The sequence below is a fragment of the Vibrio sp. 1978 genome (genome assembly GCF_033344345.1).
In genome coordinates this window covers 304,927-323,318 of sequence record NZ_JAWPOP010000003.1, presented here as the reverse complement: position 1 = coordinate 323,318, position 18,392 = coordinate 304,927, and the positions used below count along the sequence as shown (strand labels likewise).

Genomic DNA, 18,392 nt, shown 5'->3' with positions numbered 1-18,392 from the left:
TAATAAGACAGTAGGAAAACCGAAAAAATTTCACAAAAAAACCGCAGATTAGACTGCGGTTTTACAAGATAGTTTTTAGGCCGACTTTTATTGGAGGCCGTTCATCAACTCATCTCGGCGAGCTTGAGGTACCACACTCCAATGAGTGCCGTTGATAGCACCTTCTAGTGCCCATAGCAACTCAATGTTGACGGTTGCAGAGTGCGTATCTCTTATCGCTTTATAGGCGTTAAGCGCACCTTCCTCTTCAAGCTTCTCTACGGATTCGATGCCGGCTTTTTTTAGCATGCGCTCGGTAGCCAGTCGTAAGTTAGGCAAATCTTTCAAACGGTTAGGCTTTGTACTTGCTTGCTGTTCTTTCTCAAGCTTTGCCTTTTTCAATGATTGATTCGCTACTTCGATTAAGCGTTCGCTTGATTCCCATAAATCGCTGGAAATAGCGTAGTACTTTGTAACGACTGGGAAGCCACGTTTTTTATAAACGTAAGGCTTTAGCCCTTGTTTCTCGAAGTCAGATGAAGTTTTTTGGTCTGCTCTGATATGAAGCTGATTGTTTACCACTAGTGCAAACATTGTTTCATCAGCGAATAGTCCGAAGCCACCAAACATTGAGCGCGACTTGATATTACCAAGTGCCTCAAATAGCTTCATAGAGTCTTTGAGTATCGGTTTATCCATGTTTTGTTATCTCGGTGTAATTAATATTACGCCACCAAAAGTCAGGTCCGAGAGAGTAGCAAACATGCGTAAAAACAATGTCATTACAGAGTAAAGTCATTGCTTACACACTTGCCATCGGTAACCCCGCTACCTTCCATATCGTAATATGGTTCAGGCCGGAGGCTTTGCGTCCCACTCTTTCGAATGGTTTGCCCTGTGCGTGACACAATGAGCATACTTCTTATATTGAATTAACATCACGGTTTAGCGTTAAAAATGTGATTTTGGTTCAATAAAAATGATAGATTGAATGCTCTATTTTGCATATGGAAAGGTGCAAATTGGCCTTTGAAAAGGAGTTCTTAATATATATTACATTTATATAAAACAGGGAGTTAACGTTAGTCAATTGTTATTAGAGCGGTGTGAAGTATTAGAGAATGCTTAATTTTTCCAAAAAAATAAGCGCCCCTGTAGAGCGCTTATTTAACACGGTTAAATACAGTAAAATTTAGTTCATTTTTTTCACAGTATTTCGAATTACAAGCTCAGGTTGCATTTCGAAAATTCGTTTTTCGTGTTCTTTATCTTTGATACGCTCAAGTAGAATTTCGAATGCATTTTTACCAACACGACGTTTAGGTTGGTGGATAGTCGTTAGCGGTGGAGAGAAGTATTCTGCAAGCTCGATGTTGTCGTAGCCGATCACTGAAATATCTTCAGGAATTTTGATCCCGTTTTGTTGCAAGCGGCTCATTAGGCCTAGAGCCATTGTGTCGTTAAAACAGAATACCGCCGTCGGGCGCTTGTCCATTGCGGTAATTTTATCTGCAACTAATACGGCCGTATCACATTCAAAGTTACCTTCAAGGATCCAGTCTTCATTTACAGCTAGGTTCGCTTCGCTCATTGCGCGACGGAAACCTGCAATGCGCTCTTGGCAAGCAAGCTTTTCAAAATGACCGCTTAGACAAGCGATATCCGTATGGCCATTGTCAATCAGATGTTTGGTTGCAATGTAGCCACCTTCTTCTGAGTTATCCATGATCTTGTCTGCTTGTGAGCTCTCTGGGCCCCAATCCATGACCACTTTAGGAATGTCCGCATGACGGTCAAGCATCTCTTTTAGTTCTTCGGTTAAGTCAGAACACATCACTAGGATGCCATCAACGCGCTTTTCAGCCAGCATACGAATGTAATCGCGTTGTTTTTCGTAAATCCCGCCTGTGTTACATAAAATCAGAGTATAGCCTTGGCGGTAACAGTAGCTCTCAACGCCATCAATCACTTCTGAGAAAAATAGGTTAGTTGATTGAGTTACTAACATGCCAATCGTACGAGTTGAGTTGCATTTTAGGCTGCGTGCAACGGCACTTGGCGCGTAATTCAGCTCGTCAACGGCTTTCATTACTTTTTCTTGCGTTGCTTCTGCAACGAAACGCGTTTTATTGATAACGTGCGAAACTGTCGTAGTGGAAACGCCGGCTAAGCGAGCAACGTCTTTTATCGTGGCCATAAATGGTGTCCTGTATCGAGCTACTGAAATATGTCGTATTGGATGTACCTGATGCTCTAATGGTTTCACACCTAGCAATCTAAAATTGGCGCTAAGTGTCTCGGCAGCGGTTGATCCAAGTGCGACAAAAGGGTGCGTAGCAGCATCGGTCGATGAATTTTATCTTTTTTCTATCTGATGAGAAATTGCCATCAACCTGTTAAGAAAACACAAAAACCGCTATATTTCAGCGGTTTACATATAAATCATATTTAATCGTTTGCGCTCACATTTTAGCCCTATGTGGACTGACTAGCAATGTTTTCAGCAAGAGATTTGTGTATTTGAAGTCACATTTTGACTGCTAAATAACCAAGCGTCTTTGCGCTAAGTTAAGGCAAACGAATATTATACCCAAGTTACTTACAATTGGTCACTTTCAGGCATACAGGAAGCCCGATAGGCAGGCTCCCTAAAAATAGGCGGCAATTATTCACCAAGAAGGTAGGCGCTGTCTAGTTTACAAAATGCAACTAATAGTTTCGCGACACTCGAGTAAAATCCAAATTCGTCGAATTTTTTACATTTGTCTGAAAACTGAGGTAACCAAGACATCAATTGTTGCTGGATAAAGTCGTTTTGTTTAACGAAGGCTTCTTCCATGTGTTTTTCTTGTTCAAGCTCGTTTGAGCGGATAATCATGTTCCCGAGAAAGTCGAGCTCAACGGCTAAGTGATCCGCAGGTTCCTTTAGGTTTTCGTCTACTTGAACGCCAAATTCAGCCATCAACTTTTCCATTTCCTCAGCTGGCTTGTCATTCAGTAAACCTGATTCACCAATGTACATGGATGCGTAAGGAAGAGCGCCGTATTTTTCTGTCTTCAAAAACAGTTCACAAAAGTCAGCTGCAAGCTCTAGTTGTGCATCTTCACGATCTTGTAACCGATTCAATGCATCAACTAGGCTATCAACAGCTGGTTTCAGCGACTCATTTTCACCTAAACCTGCGAGAAAACTGCGAATTTCAACACTGTGATAGGCTTCCAATTCTTTCTCTGTTAGTTCTTTTGCGAACAAGCTCGAAAACCACCAGTAAATTTCAGCGCGTTTTTCATTAAAAGCTTTCACTTCTTGCATTTTGGGCTCCTGAATGATGCTTCAAGTCATGCATCACAAAGTCAATTAGGGATATCCCCTAAGTGTAATCAATTAAAATGAATAGCAGTAACTATAATTGTTATGTTTTATGGTCAAAAATGACCGTTTATTAATAGCAATGGGCAAGCTTGTTTTGAATCAATAAAAACGCTAAATCTTGCGTTTTAATGTATCTATGACTAGAAATGTTACTAGTTATGAATAGAATACGTCTTGGATAATAAGAAGACAGAAAAGTGGTGTAAATGAGCTATCACGTATTAGTCGTAGAAGATGATGTTGTAACTCGTAGTAAGCTTGCGGGATATTTCCAAAATGAGGGCTACCAAGTCAGCGAAGCAGAGAGTGGCGCAGAAATGCGTGAAGTTTTGCAAGCGGGCGATGTAGACCTGATCATGCTGGATATTAACCTGCCTGGTGAAGACGGCCTGATGCTTACTCGTGAGTTACGTAGCCAATCGGATATTGGTATCATATTAGTAACAGGACGCACGGATAGCATTGATAAAATCGTAGGCCTAGAAATGGGTGCTGACGATTATGTGACAAAACCTTTTGAACTGAGAGAGCTGTTAGTTCGCGTTAAAAACTTGCTGTGGCGTATTTCAGCAGCGCGCAGTGGCAGATCGAAAGCGAATGAAACCAGTGAAGAGCACATTGTGCGCTTTGGGGAGTGGACATTCGACATTCAACGTCGCGCACTTAGCCGCAACGGTGAGCCAGTAAAACTAACTAAAGCAGAGTATGAACTTTTGGTGGCATTATCGTCTTACCCTAACCAGGTGTTAAGTCGTGAGCGTATTTTGAACATGATCAGCCATCGAGTGGATGCGCCGAATGACCGCACCATTGATGTTCTTATTCGACGTATGCGCGCAAAAATGGAGTTCGATCCTAAGAACCCACAGATTTTTGTAACGGTACACGGCGAAGGCTATATGTTTGCTGGTGACTAGTTGGAACATAACTCAATCGTAAAAAGAAAAAGGAGAGCTTCGGCTCTCCTTTTTTGTGGCTTCAAGATAATACTAGTTTGCTTCAACCATTGGTGTTTGGCCGACAGTATCACGCAACCTTTGCCAAATACTGCCCAAGTACTCATGCCAATAAAGCTCTGTTTGTTCTAAGTAACGCGCTTTAGGTGAGTATTTATCCCAAGGTTGACTGATTTCGCTAATAGCTAAGAAGTTGGTCGGGGCTGGGATTGGTTTAATGCCTGCTGCGTTGAACTCATACAATGCACGGCTCATGTGACTCGCAGAAGTGACTAACACAATCTCCTTTTGTTGAACGAATGCAGCCGCTTGACGCGCCTCTTCCCACGTATCTTTCGCATCTTCTAATAAAATGATATCGGATTTCGCGACTCCCAACGCAAGGGCAACGTTCGCCATCATTCGCGCGTGGCTAATTTCAGATCCGCCAGCATAGCCGGATAAGATTAATTTCGCGCCTGGATACATTCTTAAAATACGAATGCCCTCAGTTAAGCGCATTAATGCTGCACGGCTTAACTGCGAGGTGGGTGGAATTTCGTCATCGATAACATGACCATTCCCTAAAACCATCACGTAGTCGATGGTGCCAGAAACTGGCAAAAAGGCTTTATGCTCTCGCTCTAACGGCATAAGAAGCTTGGTTGAAACAGGTTGGAAGGCAACAAGAAAAATGCCAACAAAAGAGAATAGAACAACGAAGCAGCCAGTTTTACGTTTTGTAGTAAAACTAATGAGAGCAAGACCCAACAAGCCTATCAGCAGCAATGCCGGAAGGGGCATAAGCATGGCTGACACTACTTTTTTCAGCTCAAACATACATAAATAGTCCGAAAAAACATCAATTGATAATAAAAATGAGGGTATCCCTCTTTATTCCTGCTTTCCTTGTGCCAGAATAGCGGCACAATCCGTTATGATAACTCAGCAGAAGTGACAGAAGACCGCAATTTCGACGATATCGCCCACAAATTTGCAAAAAATATTTACGGCTCCGATAAAGGGGAGATCCGCCAAATCATTGTGTGGGAAGATTTTCTACAGATTCTAAGTGAATTAGATGCTGACCAGCAACCCCTAGAAGTGTTAGACGCTGGTGGTGGTTTGGCACAAATGTCGCAAAAGCTTGCTAAGCTCGGACATCGAATCGCTTTATGTGATCTATCTTCGGAAATGCTGCAGTTGGCTAAGCAGGATATTGAAAAAAACGGTTTGCTTGAGCAGTATCGCCTGATTCATTCGCCTGTCCAATCCATCGGTGAACATATGGATGTACAGGTCGATCTGGTTATGTTCCACGCTGTGATGGAGTGGCTGGTTGATCCTAAGGCCGCACTTGAAACAGTTCTAGAACAAGTAAAACCGGGAGGCATCGCATCAGTCATGTTCTACAACCACCACGGTTTAGTCTATAAAAACGTGGTTTGTGGCAACATTCCTCATATATTAGACGGCATGCCTCACCGAAAAAGATTTAAACTACAGCCGCAAAAAGGCTTAAAACCTGAAGAAGTCTACCAGTGGATAGAAAATTCAGGTTTTAATATTTGTGGCAAATCTGGTATTCGCTCATTTAGTGATTACATAGGCAATATGGAATACATGGGTGATTACGAGTTTGAAGATGTGTTGGCGCTAGAAAAACAACTTTGTCGACAAGAGCCATACCTCTCATTAGGCCGCTACATTCATGTGTGGGCTAAAAAGAACGATAAACAGGAATAACAATGAGTGAGATGACTCTCAATGCTGCAGAGCAACCAATCGATGAGCTGGTTGGCTGGGTTAAGCAGCACGATTTCTCGTTGAACCTGACCACAGAGCGATTGGCATTTTTGATAGCCATTGCCGTACTGAGTAATGAAAGGTTCGATGAAGAACTGGGTGAAGGTGAACTGCATGATGCATTTGCCATCGTCACTCGACTATTTGATGAGACCGGCGAAGCCTCCGCTTTTCGTGCGAACAATGCGATCAACGAGATGGTTAAGCAGCGTCTTATGAGCCGTTTTGTCAGTGAGATTACTGACGGAGCGAGCATTTACCGCTTGTCGCCATTAGCGATAGGAATAACCGACTACTACGTGCGTCATCGTGAGTTCTCAAAACTGCGTCTATCTATCCAGCTATCCATGGTAGCGGATGAAATGGCGAAAGCGATTGAGGCAGCACAAAAAGGTGGCACACCGGGTCACTGGAAGAAAAACGTATACGGTGTTTTAAAATATTCTGTAGGCGAAATTTTCGATCAAATTGACCTCAACCAACGTGTTATGGATGAGCAGCAACAGTCAGTGAAACAACAGATTGCTGACCTGCTTAACAAAGACTGGCGTGAAGCGATCAACAACTGTGAAGCACTTCTGTCAGAAACATCAAGCACGTTGCGTGAACTTCAAGATACGCTGCAAGCCGCCAGTGATGAACTGCAAACTCAGATCCTCGATATTCAAGAAATTGTTTACGGTGACCCTGAGCTGGAGTTTATCGAAGAAGCCTTGTTTGGTCTGCAAATGAAGCTGGACCGAATCACAAGCTGGGGCCAGCAAGCTATCGACCTTTGGATTGGTTACGACCGACACGTGCACAAGTTTATCCGTACTGCAATCGATATGGATAAGAACCGTGCGTTTAGCTCGCGTCTGCGTCAATCCGTCAAAGATTACTTCGATGCGCCTTGGTATCTGACTTATGCAGATGCGGAGAGGCTTTCTGACCTTCGTGATGAGGCCCTAGTACTGCGTGATGACGAGGTCACGGGTCAAGTTCCGATGGAAGTAGAATACGAAGAGTTTCAACAAGTCAATGATGAGCTGTCTGAACGAATTGGTGACATGCTAAAAGCGCATAAAGATCAAGGCACACCAATCGATTTGAGTGTGGTACTGCGAGATTACCTTGCACAGCACCCTTACACTCATCATTTTGATTTAGCTCGCATTATCGTCGATCAAGCTGTACGTCTAGGGTATTCAGAATCGGATTACCAAGCGATTCAACCAGACTGGAAAGCAATCAACGAATTTGGGGCAAAGGTACAAGCGAATGTCATCGACCGATACTAATGAATACATGTCAGAAAATCTGGCAAAAGCAATTTCTAACCCTCTGTTCCCAGCGCTAGACAGCATGCTTCGAGCAGGGCGTCATATCTCAAGTGAAGATCTAGACAACCACGCGTTGTTGTCGGATTTCGAACTTGAGCTTTCTTCTTTCTACCAACGCTACAACACCGAATTGGTGAAAGCGCCAGAAGGTTTCTTCTACCTTCGTCCACGTTCAACATCTCTGATTGGCCGTAGTGTTCTTTCTGAACTGGATATGCTGGTGGGTAAGGTACTGTGTTTCCTTTACCTAAGCCCAGAGCGTCTTGCGCACGAAGGCATCTTCACTAACCAAGAGCTGTACGACGAACTGCTTGCTCTAGCAGATGAAAATAAGCTGATGAAGCTAGTGACGAACCGTGCTACCGGTTCTGACCTTGATAAAGAAAAGCTGTTTGAAAAAGTACGTACGTCACTTCGTCGTTTGCGTCGCCTAGGCATGATCATCAACATCGGTGAAACCGGTAAATTCAGCATCAGTGAAGCGGTATTCCGCTTTGGTGCCGATGTACGTATTGGCGATGACATGCGTGAAGCGCAGCTGCGTCTAATCCGTGATGGTGAAGCAGTAGTGCACACCAAAGAGCCAAGCCAAGGCAGCTTATTGTCTGAAGAAGATCAAGACGACCAAGCCCAAGAAGAAACAACAGAAGAGGGTGAAGCATGAGCATGATTGAACGCGGTAAATACCAATCGCTGACCATGGTCAACTGGAACGGCTTCTTTGCCCGTACGTTTGACATCGATGGTCTGGTCACCACGCTATCAGGTGGTAACGGTGCAGGTAAATCAACCACAATGGCGGCGTTCATCACCGTATTGATTCCTGACCAAACGCTGCTGCACTTCCGTAACACGACAGAAGCGGGCAGCAGCCAATCGTCTCGCGACAAAGGTTTGTACGGTAAGCTACAGCCGGGCGCATGTTATGCGGCGCTAGACGTGGTGAACTCACGTAACCAACGCCTATTGTTTGCAGTAAAACTACAGCAAGTTGCGGGTCGTGATAAGAAAGTAGACATCAAACCGTTTGTGATCCAAGGTCTTCCAAGCCATGTGAAACCAACGGATATCTTGGTTGAAAGCGTATCTGCGACTCAAGCTCGTGTACGTCAAATCAACGAAGTAAAAGAATCGATCGCGGAATTTGAAGGCGTTCAGTTCAAAGCGTTCTCTTCTATCGTGGATTACCACGCACAAATGTTTGAATTCGGTGTGATTCCGAAGAAACTGCGTAACTCTGGTGACCGTTCTAAATTCTACCGCCTGATCGAAGCATCGCTTTACGGTGGTATCTCAAGTGCGATTACCCGTTCGCTACGTGACTACCTTCTGCCACAAAACGGCGGCGTGAAGAAAGCGTTCCAAGATATGGAATCGGCGCTGCGTGAAAACCGCATGACGCTAGAAGCGATCAAAACCACGCAAGCAGACCGTGACTTGTTCAAACATTTGATTACAGAGTCGACCAACTACGTGGCAGCGGACTATATGCGCCATGCCAACGAGCGCCGTAAAAAACTAGAACAGACATTGTCTTTGCGTTCAGAGTTATTTGGTTCTCGCGAGACCTTGATTGAGCAAAACAATCTGCTTAACCGCGTTCAAGAAGAGCTGGAACTGCTGATCGAATCAGAATCTTCTTTAGAGCAAGACTACCAAGCGGCTTCTGATCACTTGCAACTGGTGCAAAACGCGCTGCGTCAGCAAGAGAAGATCGAACGCTACCAAGAAGATCTTGAAGAGCTGAGCGAGCGTCTTGAAGAACAAATGATGGTAGTGGAAGAAGCGCAAGAACGCGTGATGATGGCTGAAGAGCAAGCTACCGTTGCAGAAGAAGAGGTGGATAGCCTTAAGACGCAACTTGCTGATTACCAGCAAGCTCTTGACGTTCAGCAAACTCGCGCCCTTCAATATCAACAAGCAGTTCAAGCGCTGGAGAAAGCGAAGAAGCTACTTGGCGATGACAGCCTAACGGCGGAATCGGCTCAAGCGCTTGTCTCTGAGCTTAAGAGCAAAGAATCAGAAAACACCAATGCGTTGCTATCGGTTAAGCACAAGCTGGACATGTCTTCTGCAGCGGCAGAGCAGTTTGAAACCGCGCTTAAACTAGTACAAAGCATCGTTGGTCAAGTTGAGCGCAAAGACGCGTCTGAACATGCGAAAACCGCAATTGCGAAAGCGCGTGAGTCACAACAAATTGCACAAAACGAACAACAATGGCGAGCACAACACCGTGATCTCGAACGCAGCCTTAACCAGCAGCGTCAAGCACGTGAACTGGTTGCTGAATACAAAAAGCAATATCACGTTGAACTAACCGATGAGGTTACGTTTGAACAAGAACGTGAACGTCATGCGACGCAAATCGAATCACTAGAGATAGCTCAAGAAGAAGTTCGTGATCAGCGTGGTGAACAGCGCCGTCTAGAGCAAAACGCGGTGGCAGAAATCAGTAAGCTTGAAGCAATAGCACCAGCTTGGATTGCGGCGAACGATGCGCTAAAGAAACTGAGAGAGCAGAGCGGTGAAGAGCTTGAGGATCGCCATGCGGTAATGAACCACATGCAAGTTGTCCTTGAACAAGAAAGGGAGCTGTCTTTAGCTAAAGATAAGCTTGCTGAGCGCCGTAGCCAGCTAGACGCTGAGATTGAGCGTCTTGCTTCTCCTGGTGGTTCAAATGACCCTCGCCTGAAAGGTTTGGCAGATACGCTGGGCGGTGTATTGCTGTCTGAGATCTACGATGACATCACGATTTATGACGCGCCTTACTTCAGTGCGATGTACGGTCCGGCTCGTCACGCTATCGTTGTTTCTGACTTGTCAGGCATCGAAGAAAAACTGGTAGAGCTAGACGACTGTCCAGAAGACTTGTACATCATTGAAGGTGACATCGATGCCTTTGATGACAGCTCGTTCGATGCAGAAGAGTTAGAGGGCGCGGTTTGCGTTCGTATGAACGATCGCCAAATGCGTTACTCTCGCTTGCCTGAGATCCCATTGTTTGGCCGTGCGGCACGTGAGCAGCGTCTAGAGTTGCTGCGTAACGAACGAGAAGAAGTGGTAGAGAAACACGCGAAAGCGGCGTTTGATTCTCAGAAAATGCAGCGCTTGTACCAAGCGTTTAACCTATTTGTGTCTAACCACATTCAGGTTGCTTTTGACGCCGATCCAGAACAAGCACTGGCAACTATTCGTGATAAGCGTAACCAAATTGCTCGCGTGTTGGCGGATCTGGATGCGAAAGAGCAACAACAACGTTCTCAGCTTCAAACCAGCAAGCAAGCGTTGTCTTCTCTGGACAAGCTAGCGTCACACATGGTGCTTGTTGAAGATGAGTCATTGCAAGCGCGTTTTGATGAGCTAGAAGAGAAAATCGCTCAGCTTGCAGAGGCAAAAAACTTCTTAAACAACCATGCAAAAGCCGTCACGCAATTAGAGAATATTGCGTCTGCGCTTGATGCTGACCCAGAGCAATTCGATGCACTAGAAGCAGAATACAAAGCGGCAGACGAGCGGCTACAAGATCTTAAGAAGCAAATCTTTGCACTCTCGGATCTCGTTGAACGTCGTCACTACTTCGCTTACTCAGATTCAGTAGACCTACTGAACAAGAGTAGCGAACTGAGTGAGCAGCTAAAAGCTAAACTGGTTCAAGCTGAACAAATGCGTACTCGCTCTCGTGAAGAGTTGAAGCAATCGCAAGGTCAAATGAACCAATACAACCAAGTATTGGCTTCTCTGAAGAGTTCACACCAAGCGAAACTGGAAACGGTTCAAGAGTTCAAACAAGAGCTTCAAGAGTTTGGCGTGAACGCTGACGAAGGTGCAGAAGAGCGCGCAATGCGTCGTCGTGACGAATTGCACGAGCGTCTACACACGTCTCGCAGCCGTAAGAGCGAATACGAGCGCACGATCACCTCTACTGAACTCGAGATGAAAGGCTTGGCGAAACGTCTGAAGAAAGTTCAGAAAGAATACGTTGAGCTGCGTACCTTTGTTGTTGCAGCGAAAGCCGGCTGGTGTTCAGTACTTCGTTTGGCGCGTGAGAACGATGTTGAGCGTCGTCTACACAAGCGTGAACTGGCTTACATGTCAGCGGATGAACTGCGTTCGATGTCGGATAAATCACTGGGTGCGCTGCGTCTAGCGGTTGCGAACAATGACGACCTGCGTGATGCGCTGCGTCTATCAGAAGACAATGCACGTCCAGAGCGTAAAGTTCTGTTCTACATCGCGGTTTACCAACATCTTCGCGAGCGCATTCGTCAGGATATCATCCGTACTGATGATCCAGTTGAAGCGATCGAAGAGATGGAAGTTGAGCTAGCGCGTCTAACGGAAGAGCTAACCCAACGTGAAAACCGCTTAGCGATCAGCTCTGAGTCAGTAGCGAGCATCATTAAGAAGACGATTCAGCGTGAGCAAAATCGTATTCGTATGCTGAACCAAGGCCTGTCGAATATTTCGTTCGGTCAGGTGAAGGGCGTACGTCTGAACGTGAAGATCCGCGAAAGTCACGAAGTGCTACTGAGCGGCCTAGCGACACAGCAAGAGCAGCATAAAGACCTGTTTGAATCGACTCGCTTTACCTTCTCTGAAGCAATGGCGAAACTGTTCCAACGCGTGAACCCACACATCGATATGGGTCAACGTTCACCTCAAGTTCTGGGTGAAGAGCTACTGGATTACCGTAACTACCTAGAGCTAAGTGTAGAAGTGAACCGTGGTACAGATGGTTGGCTACAGGCTGAGTCTGGCGCGCTATCAACAGGTGAAGCGATCGGTACCGGTCAGTCAATCCTTCTTATGGTTGTTCAAAGCTGGGAAGAAGAGTCTCGTCGTCTACGCAGCAAAGACATTGTGCCTTGTCGTCTGCTCTTCTTGGATGAAGCCGCGCGTCTGGATGCGAAATCGATCGCGACATTGTTCGAATTGTGTGACCGTCTGGATATGCAGCTTCTCATCGCGGCACCTGAAAACATCAGCCCAGAGAAAGGTACGACCTACAAACTGGTGCGTAAGGTGTTTAAAGACCACGAGCACGTACACGTAGTTGGTCTGCGTGGTTTTGGTCAAACGGATAAGCCTAAGACTGAAGCGCAAGAGATGATTGAAGAGTTTGAATCGTAAACTCCGAATCTAATAAAACGCCCGCAATGAACGCGGGCGTTTTTGTATCTGTTTGCGAGGCAGGCTTCGAACTACATAAGATAAGCCGAGACTGTAGGACGGCAGTCTCGGCTTATTAGCGGAACTTAATGAGGAAGCGACGTTTATTCCTCTGGAATATCGTCCCTGACTTCGATCATTTCAGCAAGCTCTTCAAGTGCTTGGACAGAAAGCTCAGACAAGCGTTGTAGGTGTTGGTCTAAGCTCTCTTGTTCTTCAAGCTCTGGTTCATCATTGTTTGTTTGTTTTATTAGCATTTCCCAACCTCTCAAGTTGAGTAAGGGGAGCTCTCATCATACTCAAAAGGCAAAGTAGAAAAGAAACGATCTATGTTGATTTTGTTAGCTCGATCATTGATTCAACTTATATATGAGAAGGATGTGTTTAATAAGGAGAGCAACTGCAAGGTTTTTGGATGCGGGAACAAAAACGCCAGTAATCATGACAATTACTGGCGAGTAATAACGAACATTATGTCGGAGGGTTAGAACAACGGCTTCACACCGAACTGCTCTGCCGCGTAAGCGACGCGTTCAATCGGTTTTGGATACTCAGCAGGTGTGCCAAGGCTCTCTATGTGTTTCAAACGAGGAAGCAAGCCTGCACCATTAGCGATTTGGATTGCCAGACCAGGGCGAGCGTTAAGCTCTAAAACCATAGGTCCTTCATCTTTATCCAGCACCATATCCGTACCCATGTATCCCAAACCTGTCATTTCCCAGGCACTTGACGCAAGCTCCAGCAAGCGCTCCCAATGCGGTACTTGAAGGGTCGAAAGGTCTTTACCTGTATCAGGGTGATGAGTAACTGGATGATCGAACTGCACCGCTCTGACGGCTTTACCTGTCGCGATGTCAATGCCTACTCCTACGGCACCTTGGTGAAGGTTTGCTTTGCCGTCGGAAGCCGCTGTAGAACAGCGCATCATCGCCATAACTGGATAACCTTTAAATACGATGATCCGAACATCTGGTACGCCTTCATAACTGAAGCCATCAAAACAGTCATCAAACTTGATTAAGTTTTCAACCACAGCAACGTCATTTTTACCACCAAGAGAGAAAAGGCCAGCAAGCGCATTACTAATGTGACGCTCGACCTCATCCCTACCAATTGTAGAGCCGGAGGGTTTGGTATATACCCCGTTTTTGTGAGACGTAACAACCAGAATGCCTTTACCGCCACTACCTTGTGCAGGTTTGATTACAAAACCAGGCCAGTTCTCAACCATTTTGTGGATAGTCTTAACTTCAGCTTGGTTGTGAATGACACCGATCAGGGCAGGAACTGTTGCTCCTGCTGCCTGTGCAATAATTTTGGTCTTTAGCTTGTCATCGACAAGTGGGTATTTAGAACGATCATTGTAACGGCCAATATAGCTGTGGTTACGCTTGTTCATCCCCATAATGCCTTTATGGCGAAGCTTAGACGGCGAAGTAAAACTTTCGAACATCGTTTAGTCCTCCGCTAGTGGTTTGAAGCGTCGTAGCTCAGTGAGGCGGTAACCTGTGTAAGTACCTAGTAATAGAATACCGGCCAGAACAATCAACTGTAGACCAATGAAGTTAAAGGTTAAGTGTTGAATGTATGAGTTCGTCATTGCAAGGTAAACTAATACCGCTGTCAGCAATGAACCACCACCTTGCAGAGCAACTTCCTTCGCACCTTCTTCTTCCCATAGGATTGACATACGTTCAATCGTCCAAGACAAGATGATCATAGGGAAGAAGGTAATTGTTAGGCCTTCTGTTAAGCCCATTTTAAACGCAACAACGGTGAACACCGAGATGATCATAATAACGGTAATAATGACCGCAGATATCCTTGCTACCAGCAATAAGTTCAACCTAGACAAATAGCTTCGAATAATCAGGCCTGTACCTACAATTAGCAAGAAACCGACAATACCCGTTAATAGTTGAGTTTGAACAAAAGCAACGGCAATCAACACAGGCATGAAGGTACCGGATGTTTTCAGGCCGATAATCACACGCAAGAACACAACGATCAGAGCACCAATAGGGATGAGCATGATGGTTTTGAACATCGCTTGCTCTTCCAAAGGTAGGCTATGAATTGAAATATTCAGTAATCCATCTGCTTCTATTTTGTTGTTTGTAGCTTGTTGTGGTGTCATTTCTTGCTTAATCATCGAGAAATGCACTTGGCTATTTTTACCACCAACAAGGTCAAGTAAGGATACGTTTGATTCATCCCACACTAACAAGTTGGGTTTCACTGCTTTTTGTTCGGATTTTGGCGAAAACAGTACCCAATCTTTACCTGACCAAACCTGAACCATTGGTTGAATTGTTTGGCGTCGACGACCATCTTCTAGTTCGATAACACCGACGGTTTTGCTCTGTATACCTGCGGTAAGCAAAATATTATGCAGTGCATCAGTACGGCTGAAATCGTTCAGTAGTAGCGACGAGTTTTGGCTATCTGGGTCATTAAGCGCTTTGATAAGCTCACGAGTAAACGTCACATTATCGGCTGAGCGACTCATCGCACGTTCGATAAGGGCATTTGCCGCTGCTGCTTGTGGTGCTGATAGCGTTGGTGGCGTAATGTCTTCCGTTGGCGGTAAAGGAGTGACTTTAGCCTGAGGGTCTACTAAGAACTGGGCTTTGTAGTATATGGTTTGTGGCCCTTGAGCTTGGCGAATTGACCATTCTGCACGACGGCCTGAATCGTCATTGATGTAGGAAACGCCATAACCTGATGAGGAAGCAGATTCACCGATAAGTGTGTAACCACTTTGTGTATGAGGTGCTGCAAGTGACGCTTTTACTTCGTTGCCGTTAGCATTGAACTCAATACGAGCTTCTACATCCCACACCTGGCGAGTTTCGCCTGGCGTCCAAGGCACGCCGTAGTTTTCATGCCTGAAAACACTCAGAGCAATGCCCGCAATCACCAATAAGATGATAGAAAGGTAAAACGGTATTTTTGACGTCATAATCTACCTTATTATTTTTTATCTTCGTCCGTTTGGATATAGGTACGACTTACATCGACAAGTGCTATGTCGCGCATAAATTCTCTACCCAGTAAAATAGGATGGTTCATATGTGAGCGATCTGCCAACGTAAATTGCGCTTTTTCATGAATTTTTCCAACGCGCACCCAAAGTTCTACCACAGCGCGGCGTTCTAACTCTTCACTGGTAACCTGGCGGATTTTGACGTAGCGAATGACAGGAGCTTCGATCCAAGTACTTTTCTCTTCTTCGGATTTACTGGTGTCTGCTAAGTGGAATCGGACCCATTTTTTGCCATTTCTTTCGAACTCTTCAATATCAACGGCATTTAAAGACGACGTCGCGGCACCAGTGTCGATACGTGCATCAAAAGTTTGCTTAATCGACTCTACAGTGACCTTTTCGATAGAGCCAAGGACAATATCGTGAGTTGGGGTTGGTTCCACAGGAGCGGGAGATTGGACAATAATCGGCTCTTTCGGTTTTTTTACTTCTGCCATTGCTTCATCGCGAAATGTAAGAAGTTCAACCTGTAGTTTATCGACTTGTTCTTCAAGGCTGTCGATATAGTCCGATTGGTTGCTGAGCTGTAGCTCTAGGTTGGTAATGCGATTATTGACATTCGCTTCTGAATTTTGAATCGCCGCTAACGTTTCTTGGTGGTACTGTTCGCCTTTGGTTAGTGAGCATCCAGATAGTAAGGCGAAGGCAACAATCGGGGTCAATCGTAATAACATTGAAAACCTTGGGATTGGATTAAGTTGTTTATTTTTTAGGAGTTTAGCTTATATCGATAAAGCCTCACAAGTAAGAATGTTTCTCTATTACTTATTGTTTGAGGAATAGTGATGAAAAGCCAAAAATCAAGGACATAAAAGCGCATCCTTATTTAGAGCGTACTTATATTTTGACGTGACAAATGTATTCAAAAAACAAACTCGCTCATTACGAGGAAAGAGGGTAATGTCTTAACTCGTAAAATGAGTTAAGACAATGTCAGGAATCTCAGCGAATTATGATTTGCGAGCGACAAGAACCGCGCGGCGAGGGGCAGGGTAGCCTTCTACAGTCTTGCTTGGGTCGTTCGGATCTAAGTAGTCAGGTAGAGAGTTATGCGTCATCCAATCTGTGGTACGTTGTTCATCTACGGATGTGATGTTTTCATCAACGATACGAACATCTTCAAAACCGACCAATTCTAACCACACTTTTAGGGCTTTTGCTGAAGGGAAGAAATAGACATTACGCATTTGCGCGTAACGAGAAGTCGGGACCAGTACTGCATTCTCATCACCTTCAATAACGAGTGTTTCCAATACGAGTTCACCACCAGATACCAATTGATCTTTTAGTTGCACTAAATGATCGAGAGGCGAGCGGCGATGGTAAAGCACGCCCATGCTGAATACCGTATCGAACGCTTCTAACTTAGGTAGCTGTTCAATGCCCAATGGCAATAGGTGCGCACGTTGGTCATCGCCCATTAGTTTACGAATTGCTTCGAACTGAATCAGGAACAGGTGAGATGGATCGATACCGACAGTTAAGCGTGCACCTTCGCCTAGCATGCGCCACATGTGGTAGCCGTTACCACAACCTACATCGAGTACGCTTCGATTCTTTAATGGTGAAATATGCGGAAGCACGCGGTCCCATTTCCAATCACTGCGCCACTCAGTATCAATATGGATGCCGTGTACGTGGTATGGGCCTTTGCGCCAAGGATGGAATGTACGAAGTAAGCTTTCTAGCTTTTTAAGTTCCCCTTGAGGCATGGGCTCATTGTTTGAAATCGTGACAGAATCAACAATGTCGATGTTGTCCGGTCTACCCGCTGGGATTTTGTTCAGGGCTTTCAACCAGCGACCAAAGTCACCGTGCTCTGCATTTTGCCAATCCGTTAGCTGTTGTGGAAGCACATTAAGCCAAGGTTGAAGACGGGTGTCTTGGGCAATCAATTGGTAGAAATTTGCAAAGTTAAACATAGTTAGTTAATCGCTGAGTTGATGGGTATAAATTATTAACAAAAGCCGAAATCGGTATGGTTCAGGCTTTGTATGCATGGTCTATTTAATCGCGAACATGGAGCCGAAGTTAAAGCATTGGAACCAAACATCGTAGCTAGAAAAGCCAATTTTAGCGAAACGCTCTTTATGCTCTTTCTTTGAATCTGGGCGCATTACATTTTCTATCGCGCTGCGCTTTTGGCTGATTTCTAGTTCGCTATAACCATTCGCACGTTTAAAGTCGTGGTGAAGGTCAATTAACAGTTCGTTCGACACTTCATCTTCGAAGACGAATTTCTCAGATAGAATCAAAATGCCGCCCGGACGAAGGCCAGCGTAAATTTTTTCGAGCAAGGAGTAACGATCTTCTGGAGAGAGGAATTGCAAAGTGAAGTTCAACACCACCACTGACGCGTTTTCAATTTCGATATTGCGAATGTCTGCTTCTACTACATCCACAGGAGTGTCACTGCGGTAAGCGTTGACGTGAAGTTTACAACGCTCAACCATCGCCGGAGAGTTGTCCACTGCGATGATTTGGCAACCTTCTTGTTTGATATGGCGACGCATAGACAATGTTGCAGCACCCAAAGAACAGCCAAGGTCATAGATGTTTGAGTGAGGTTTTACAAAACGCTCTGCCAGCATACCGATTGCAGAAATGATATTGCTGTAACCCGGTACCGATCGTTGAATCATGTCAGGAAATACTTCCGCTACGCGTTCATCGAACGTGAAATCCCCAATTTTATCGATTGGAGCCGAAAAAATAGTATCTGGATTGCTCTTAGGGTTCATAACTAAGTCTCTGCATACAAG

The 18,392-nt window shown here is 45.1% G+C and carries 15 protein-coding genes and 1 riboswitch; of the genes, 5 read left to right on the top strand and 10 right to left on the bottom strand.

What is annotated here, in order from left to right:
* Window positions 1-87: 87 nt before the first annotated feature.
* The 3 genes from R8N49_RS05215 to torD all read right to left on the bottom strand — a co-directional run bounded on the left by R8N49_RS05215 (window position 88) and on the right by torD (window position 3,292).
* The gene (locus tag R8N49_RS05215; RefSeq protein ID WP_005378367.1) at window positions 88-678 is read right to left on the bottom strand and encodes a TfoX/Sxy family DNA transformation protein; all 591 of its coding nucleotides are present in this window, start codon (window positions 676-678) and stop codon (window positions 88-90) included.
* Window positions 679-794: 116 nt separating this feature from the next.
* Window positions 795-884, bottom strand: a riboswitch (cyclic di-GMP riboswitch).
* Between the two features lie 287 nt (window positions 885-1,171).
* On the bottom strand, window positions 1,172-2,176 hold the full coding sequence (purR, locus tag R8N49_RS05210; protein ID WP_005378368.1) for an HTH-type transcriptional repressor PurR: 1,005 nt from the start codon (window positions 2,174-2,176) through the stop codon (window positions 1,172-1,174).
* Window positions 2,177-2,644: 468 nt separating this feature from the next.
* Window positions 2,645-3,292, bottom strand: coding sequence for a molecular chaperone TorD (gene torD / locus R8N49_RS05205; RefSeq protein ID WP_005378369.1), 648 nt, complete (start codon window positions 3,290-3,292; stop codon window positions 2,645-2,647).
* Window positions 3,293-3,558: 266 nt separating this feature from the next.
* Here torD and torR point away from each other — a divergent pair, with 266 nt between their 5' ends.
* Window positions 3,559-4,269, top strand: coding sequence for a two-component system response regulator TorR (gene torR, locus R8N49_RS05200; protein ID WP_262665532.1), 711 nt, complete (start codon window positions 3,559-3,561; stop codon window positions 4,267-4,269).
* Between the two features lie 72 nt (window positions 4,270-4,341).
* Here torR and elyC read toward each other — a convergent pair whose 3' ends face one another.
* Window positions 4,342-5,127: an envelope biogenesis factor ElyC gene (elyC, locus tag R8N49_RS05195; protein ID WP_005387893.1), complete on the bottom strand. Its 786-nt coding sequence runs from the start codon at window positions 5,125-5,127 to the stop codon at window positions 4,342-4,344.
* A gap of 114 nt (window positions 5,128-5,241) precedes the next feature.
* Here elyC and cmoM point away from each other — a divergent pair, with 114 nt between their 5' ends.
* The 4 genes from cmoM to mukB are packed head-to-tail and all read left to right on the top strand — an operon-like array spanning window position 5,242 to window position 12,545.
* Window positions 5,242-6,033 carry a tRNA uridine 5-oxyacetic acid(34) methyltransferase CmoM gene (gene cmoM, locus R8N49_RS05190; protein WP_025998624.1) on the top strand — a complete coding sequence of 264 codons (792 nt, stop codon included), beginning with the start codon at window positions 5,242-5,244 and terminating at the stop codon, window positions 6,031-6,033.
* 2 nt (window positions 6,034-6,035) lie between these two features.
* Window positions 6,036-7,373, top strand: coding sequence for a chromosome partition protein MukF (gene mukF, locus R8N49_RS05185; protein WP_017634722.1), 1,338 nt, complete (start codon window positions 6,036-6,038; stop codon window positions 7,371-7,373).
* Window positions 7,354-8,079 (top strand): chromosome partition protein MukE, encoded by a 726-nt coding sequence (mukE, locus tag R8N49_RS05180; RefSeq protein WP_005378379.1) that lies wholly within the window; start codon window positions 7,354-7,356, stop codon window positions 8,077-8,079. Before mukF ends, mukE begins: the two co-directional genes overlap by 20 nt.
* Window positions 8,080-8,081: 2 nt before the next feature.
* The gene (gene mukB, locus R8N49_RS05175; RefSeq protein ID WP_318189873.1) at window positions 8,082-12,545 is read left to right on the top strand and encodes a chromosome partition protein MukB; all 4,464 of its coding nucleotides are present in this window, start codon (window positions 8,082-8,084) and stop codon (window positions 12,543-12,545) included.
* Window positions 12,546-12,688: 143 nt separating this feature from the next.
* Here mukB and R8N49_RS05170 read toward each other — a convergent pair whose 3' ends face one another.
* From R8N49_RS05170 to cmoA, 6 genes are all read right to left on the bottom strand, one after another.
* Window positions 12,689-12,841 (bottom strand): hypothetical protein, encoded by a 153-nt coding sequence (locus R8N49_RS05170; RefSeq protein ID WP_165401733.1) that lies wholly within the window; start codon window positions 12,839-12,841, stop codon window positions 12,689-12,691.
* Window positions 12,842-13,068: 227 nt separating this feature from the next.
* A complete protein-coding gene (locus R8N49_RS05165) occupies window positions 13,069-14,037 on the bottom strand; it encodes an alpha-L-glutamate ligase-like protein (protein WP_005378387.1) in 969 nt (322 codons plus the stop codon).
* Between the two features lie 3 nt (window positions 14,038-14,040).
* Window positions 14,041-15,546 (bottom strand): inactive transglutaminase family protein, encoded by a 1,506-nt coding sequence (locus R8N49_RS05160; RefSeq protein WP_005378389.1) that lies wholly within the window; start codon window positions 15,544-15,546, stop codon window positions 14,041-14,043.
* An 11-nt stretch (window positions 15,547-15,557) separates the two neighbouring features.
* Window positions 15,558-16,304, bottom strand: a complete 747-nt coding sequence (locus tag R8N49_RS05155; protein ID WP_158173762.1) for an ATP-dependent zinc protease — start codon at window positions 16,302-16,304, stop codon at window positions 15,558-15,560.
* A gap of 276 nt (window positions 16,305-16,580) precedes the next feature.
* On the bottom strand, window positions 16,581-17,552 hold the full coding sequence (gene cmoB / locus R8N49_RS05150; RefSeq protein WP_005387902.1) for a tRNA 5-methoxyuridine(34)/uridine 5-oxyacetic acid(34) synthase CmoB: 972 nt from the start codon (window positions 17,550-17,552) through the stop codon (window positions 16,581-16,583).
* Between the two features lie 81 nt (window positions 17,553-17,633).
* A complete protein-coding gene (gene cmoA, locus R8N49_RS05145) occupies window positions 17,634-18,371 on the bottom strand; it encodes a carboxy-S-adenosyl-L-methionine synthase CmoA (RefSeq protein WP_017635063.1) in 738 nt (245 codons plus the stop codon).
* Window positions 18,372-18,392: the final 21 nt, after the last annotated feature.

What these genes read in the sequence shown, in the direction of transcription:
- R8N49_RS05160 (WP_005378389.1), bottom strand. Translation starts at nt 15,546, where the DNA reads ATGACGTCAAAAATACCGTTTTACCTTTCTATCATCTTATTGGTGATT.
- R8N49_RS05155 (WP_158173762.1), bottom strand. Translation starts at nt 16,304, where the DNA reads ATGTTATTACGATTGACCCCGATTGTTGCCTTCGCCTTACTATCTGGA.
- cmoB (WP_005387902.1), bottom strand. Translation starts at nt 17,552, where the DNA reads ATGTTTAACTTTGCAAATTTCTACCAATTGATTGCCCAAGACACCCGT.
- mukB (WP_318189873.1), top strand. Translation starts at nt 8,082, where the DNA reads ATGATTGAACGCGGTAAATACCAATCGCTGACCATGGTCAACTGGAAC.
- R8N49_RS05215 (WP_005378367.1), bottom strand. Translation starts at nt 678, where the DNA reads ATGGATAAACCGATACTCAAAGACTCTATGAAGCTATTTGAGGCACTT.
- torD (WP_005378369.1), bottom strand. Translation starts at nt 3,292, where the DNA reads ATGCAAGAAGTGAAAGCTTTTAATGAAAAACGCGCTGAAATTTACTGG.
- torR (WP_262665532.1), top strand. Translation starts at nt 3,559, where the DNA reads ATGAGCTATCACGTATTAGTCGTAGAAGATGATGTTGTAACTCGTAGT.
- R8N49_RS05170 (WP_165401733.1), bottom strand. Translation starts at nt 12,841, where the DNA reads ATGCTAATAAAACAAACAAACAATGATGAACCAGAGCTTGAAGAACAA.
- cmoA (WP_017635063.1), bottom strand. Translation starts at nt 18,371, where the DNA reads ATGAACCCTAAGAGCAATCCAGATACTATTTTTTCGGCTCCAATCGAT.
- R8N49_RS05165 (WP_005378387.1), bottom strand. Translation starts at nt 14,037, where the DNA reads ATGTTCGAAAGTTTTACTTCGCCGTCTAAGCTTCGCCATAAAGGCATT.
- purR (WP_005378368.1), bottom strand. Translation starts at nt 2,176, where the DNA reads ATGGCCACGATAAAAGACGTTGCTCGCTTAGCCGGCGTTTCCACTACG.
- elyC (WP_005387893.1), bottom strand. Translation starts at nt 5,127, where the DNA reads ATGTTTGAGCTGAAAAAAGTAGTGTCAGCCATGCTTATGCCCCTTCCG.
- mukE (WP_005378379.1), top strand. Translation starts at nt 7,354, where the DNA reads ATGTCATCGACCGATACTAATGAATACATGTCAGAAAATCTGGCAAAA.
- mukF (WP_017634722.1), top strand. Translation starts at nt 6,036, where the DNA reads ATGAGTGAGATGACTCTCAATGCTGCAGAGCAACCAATCGATGAGCTG.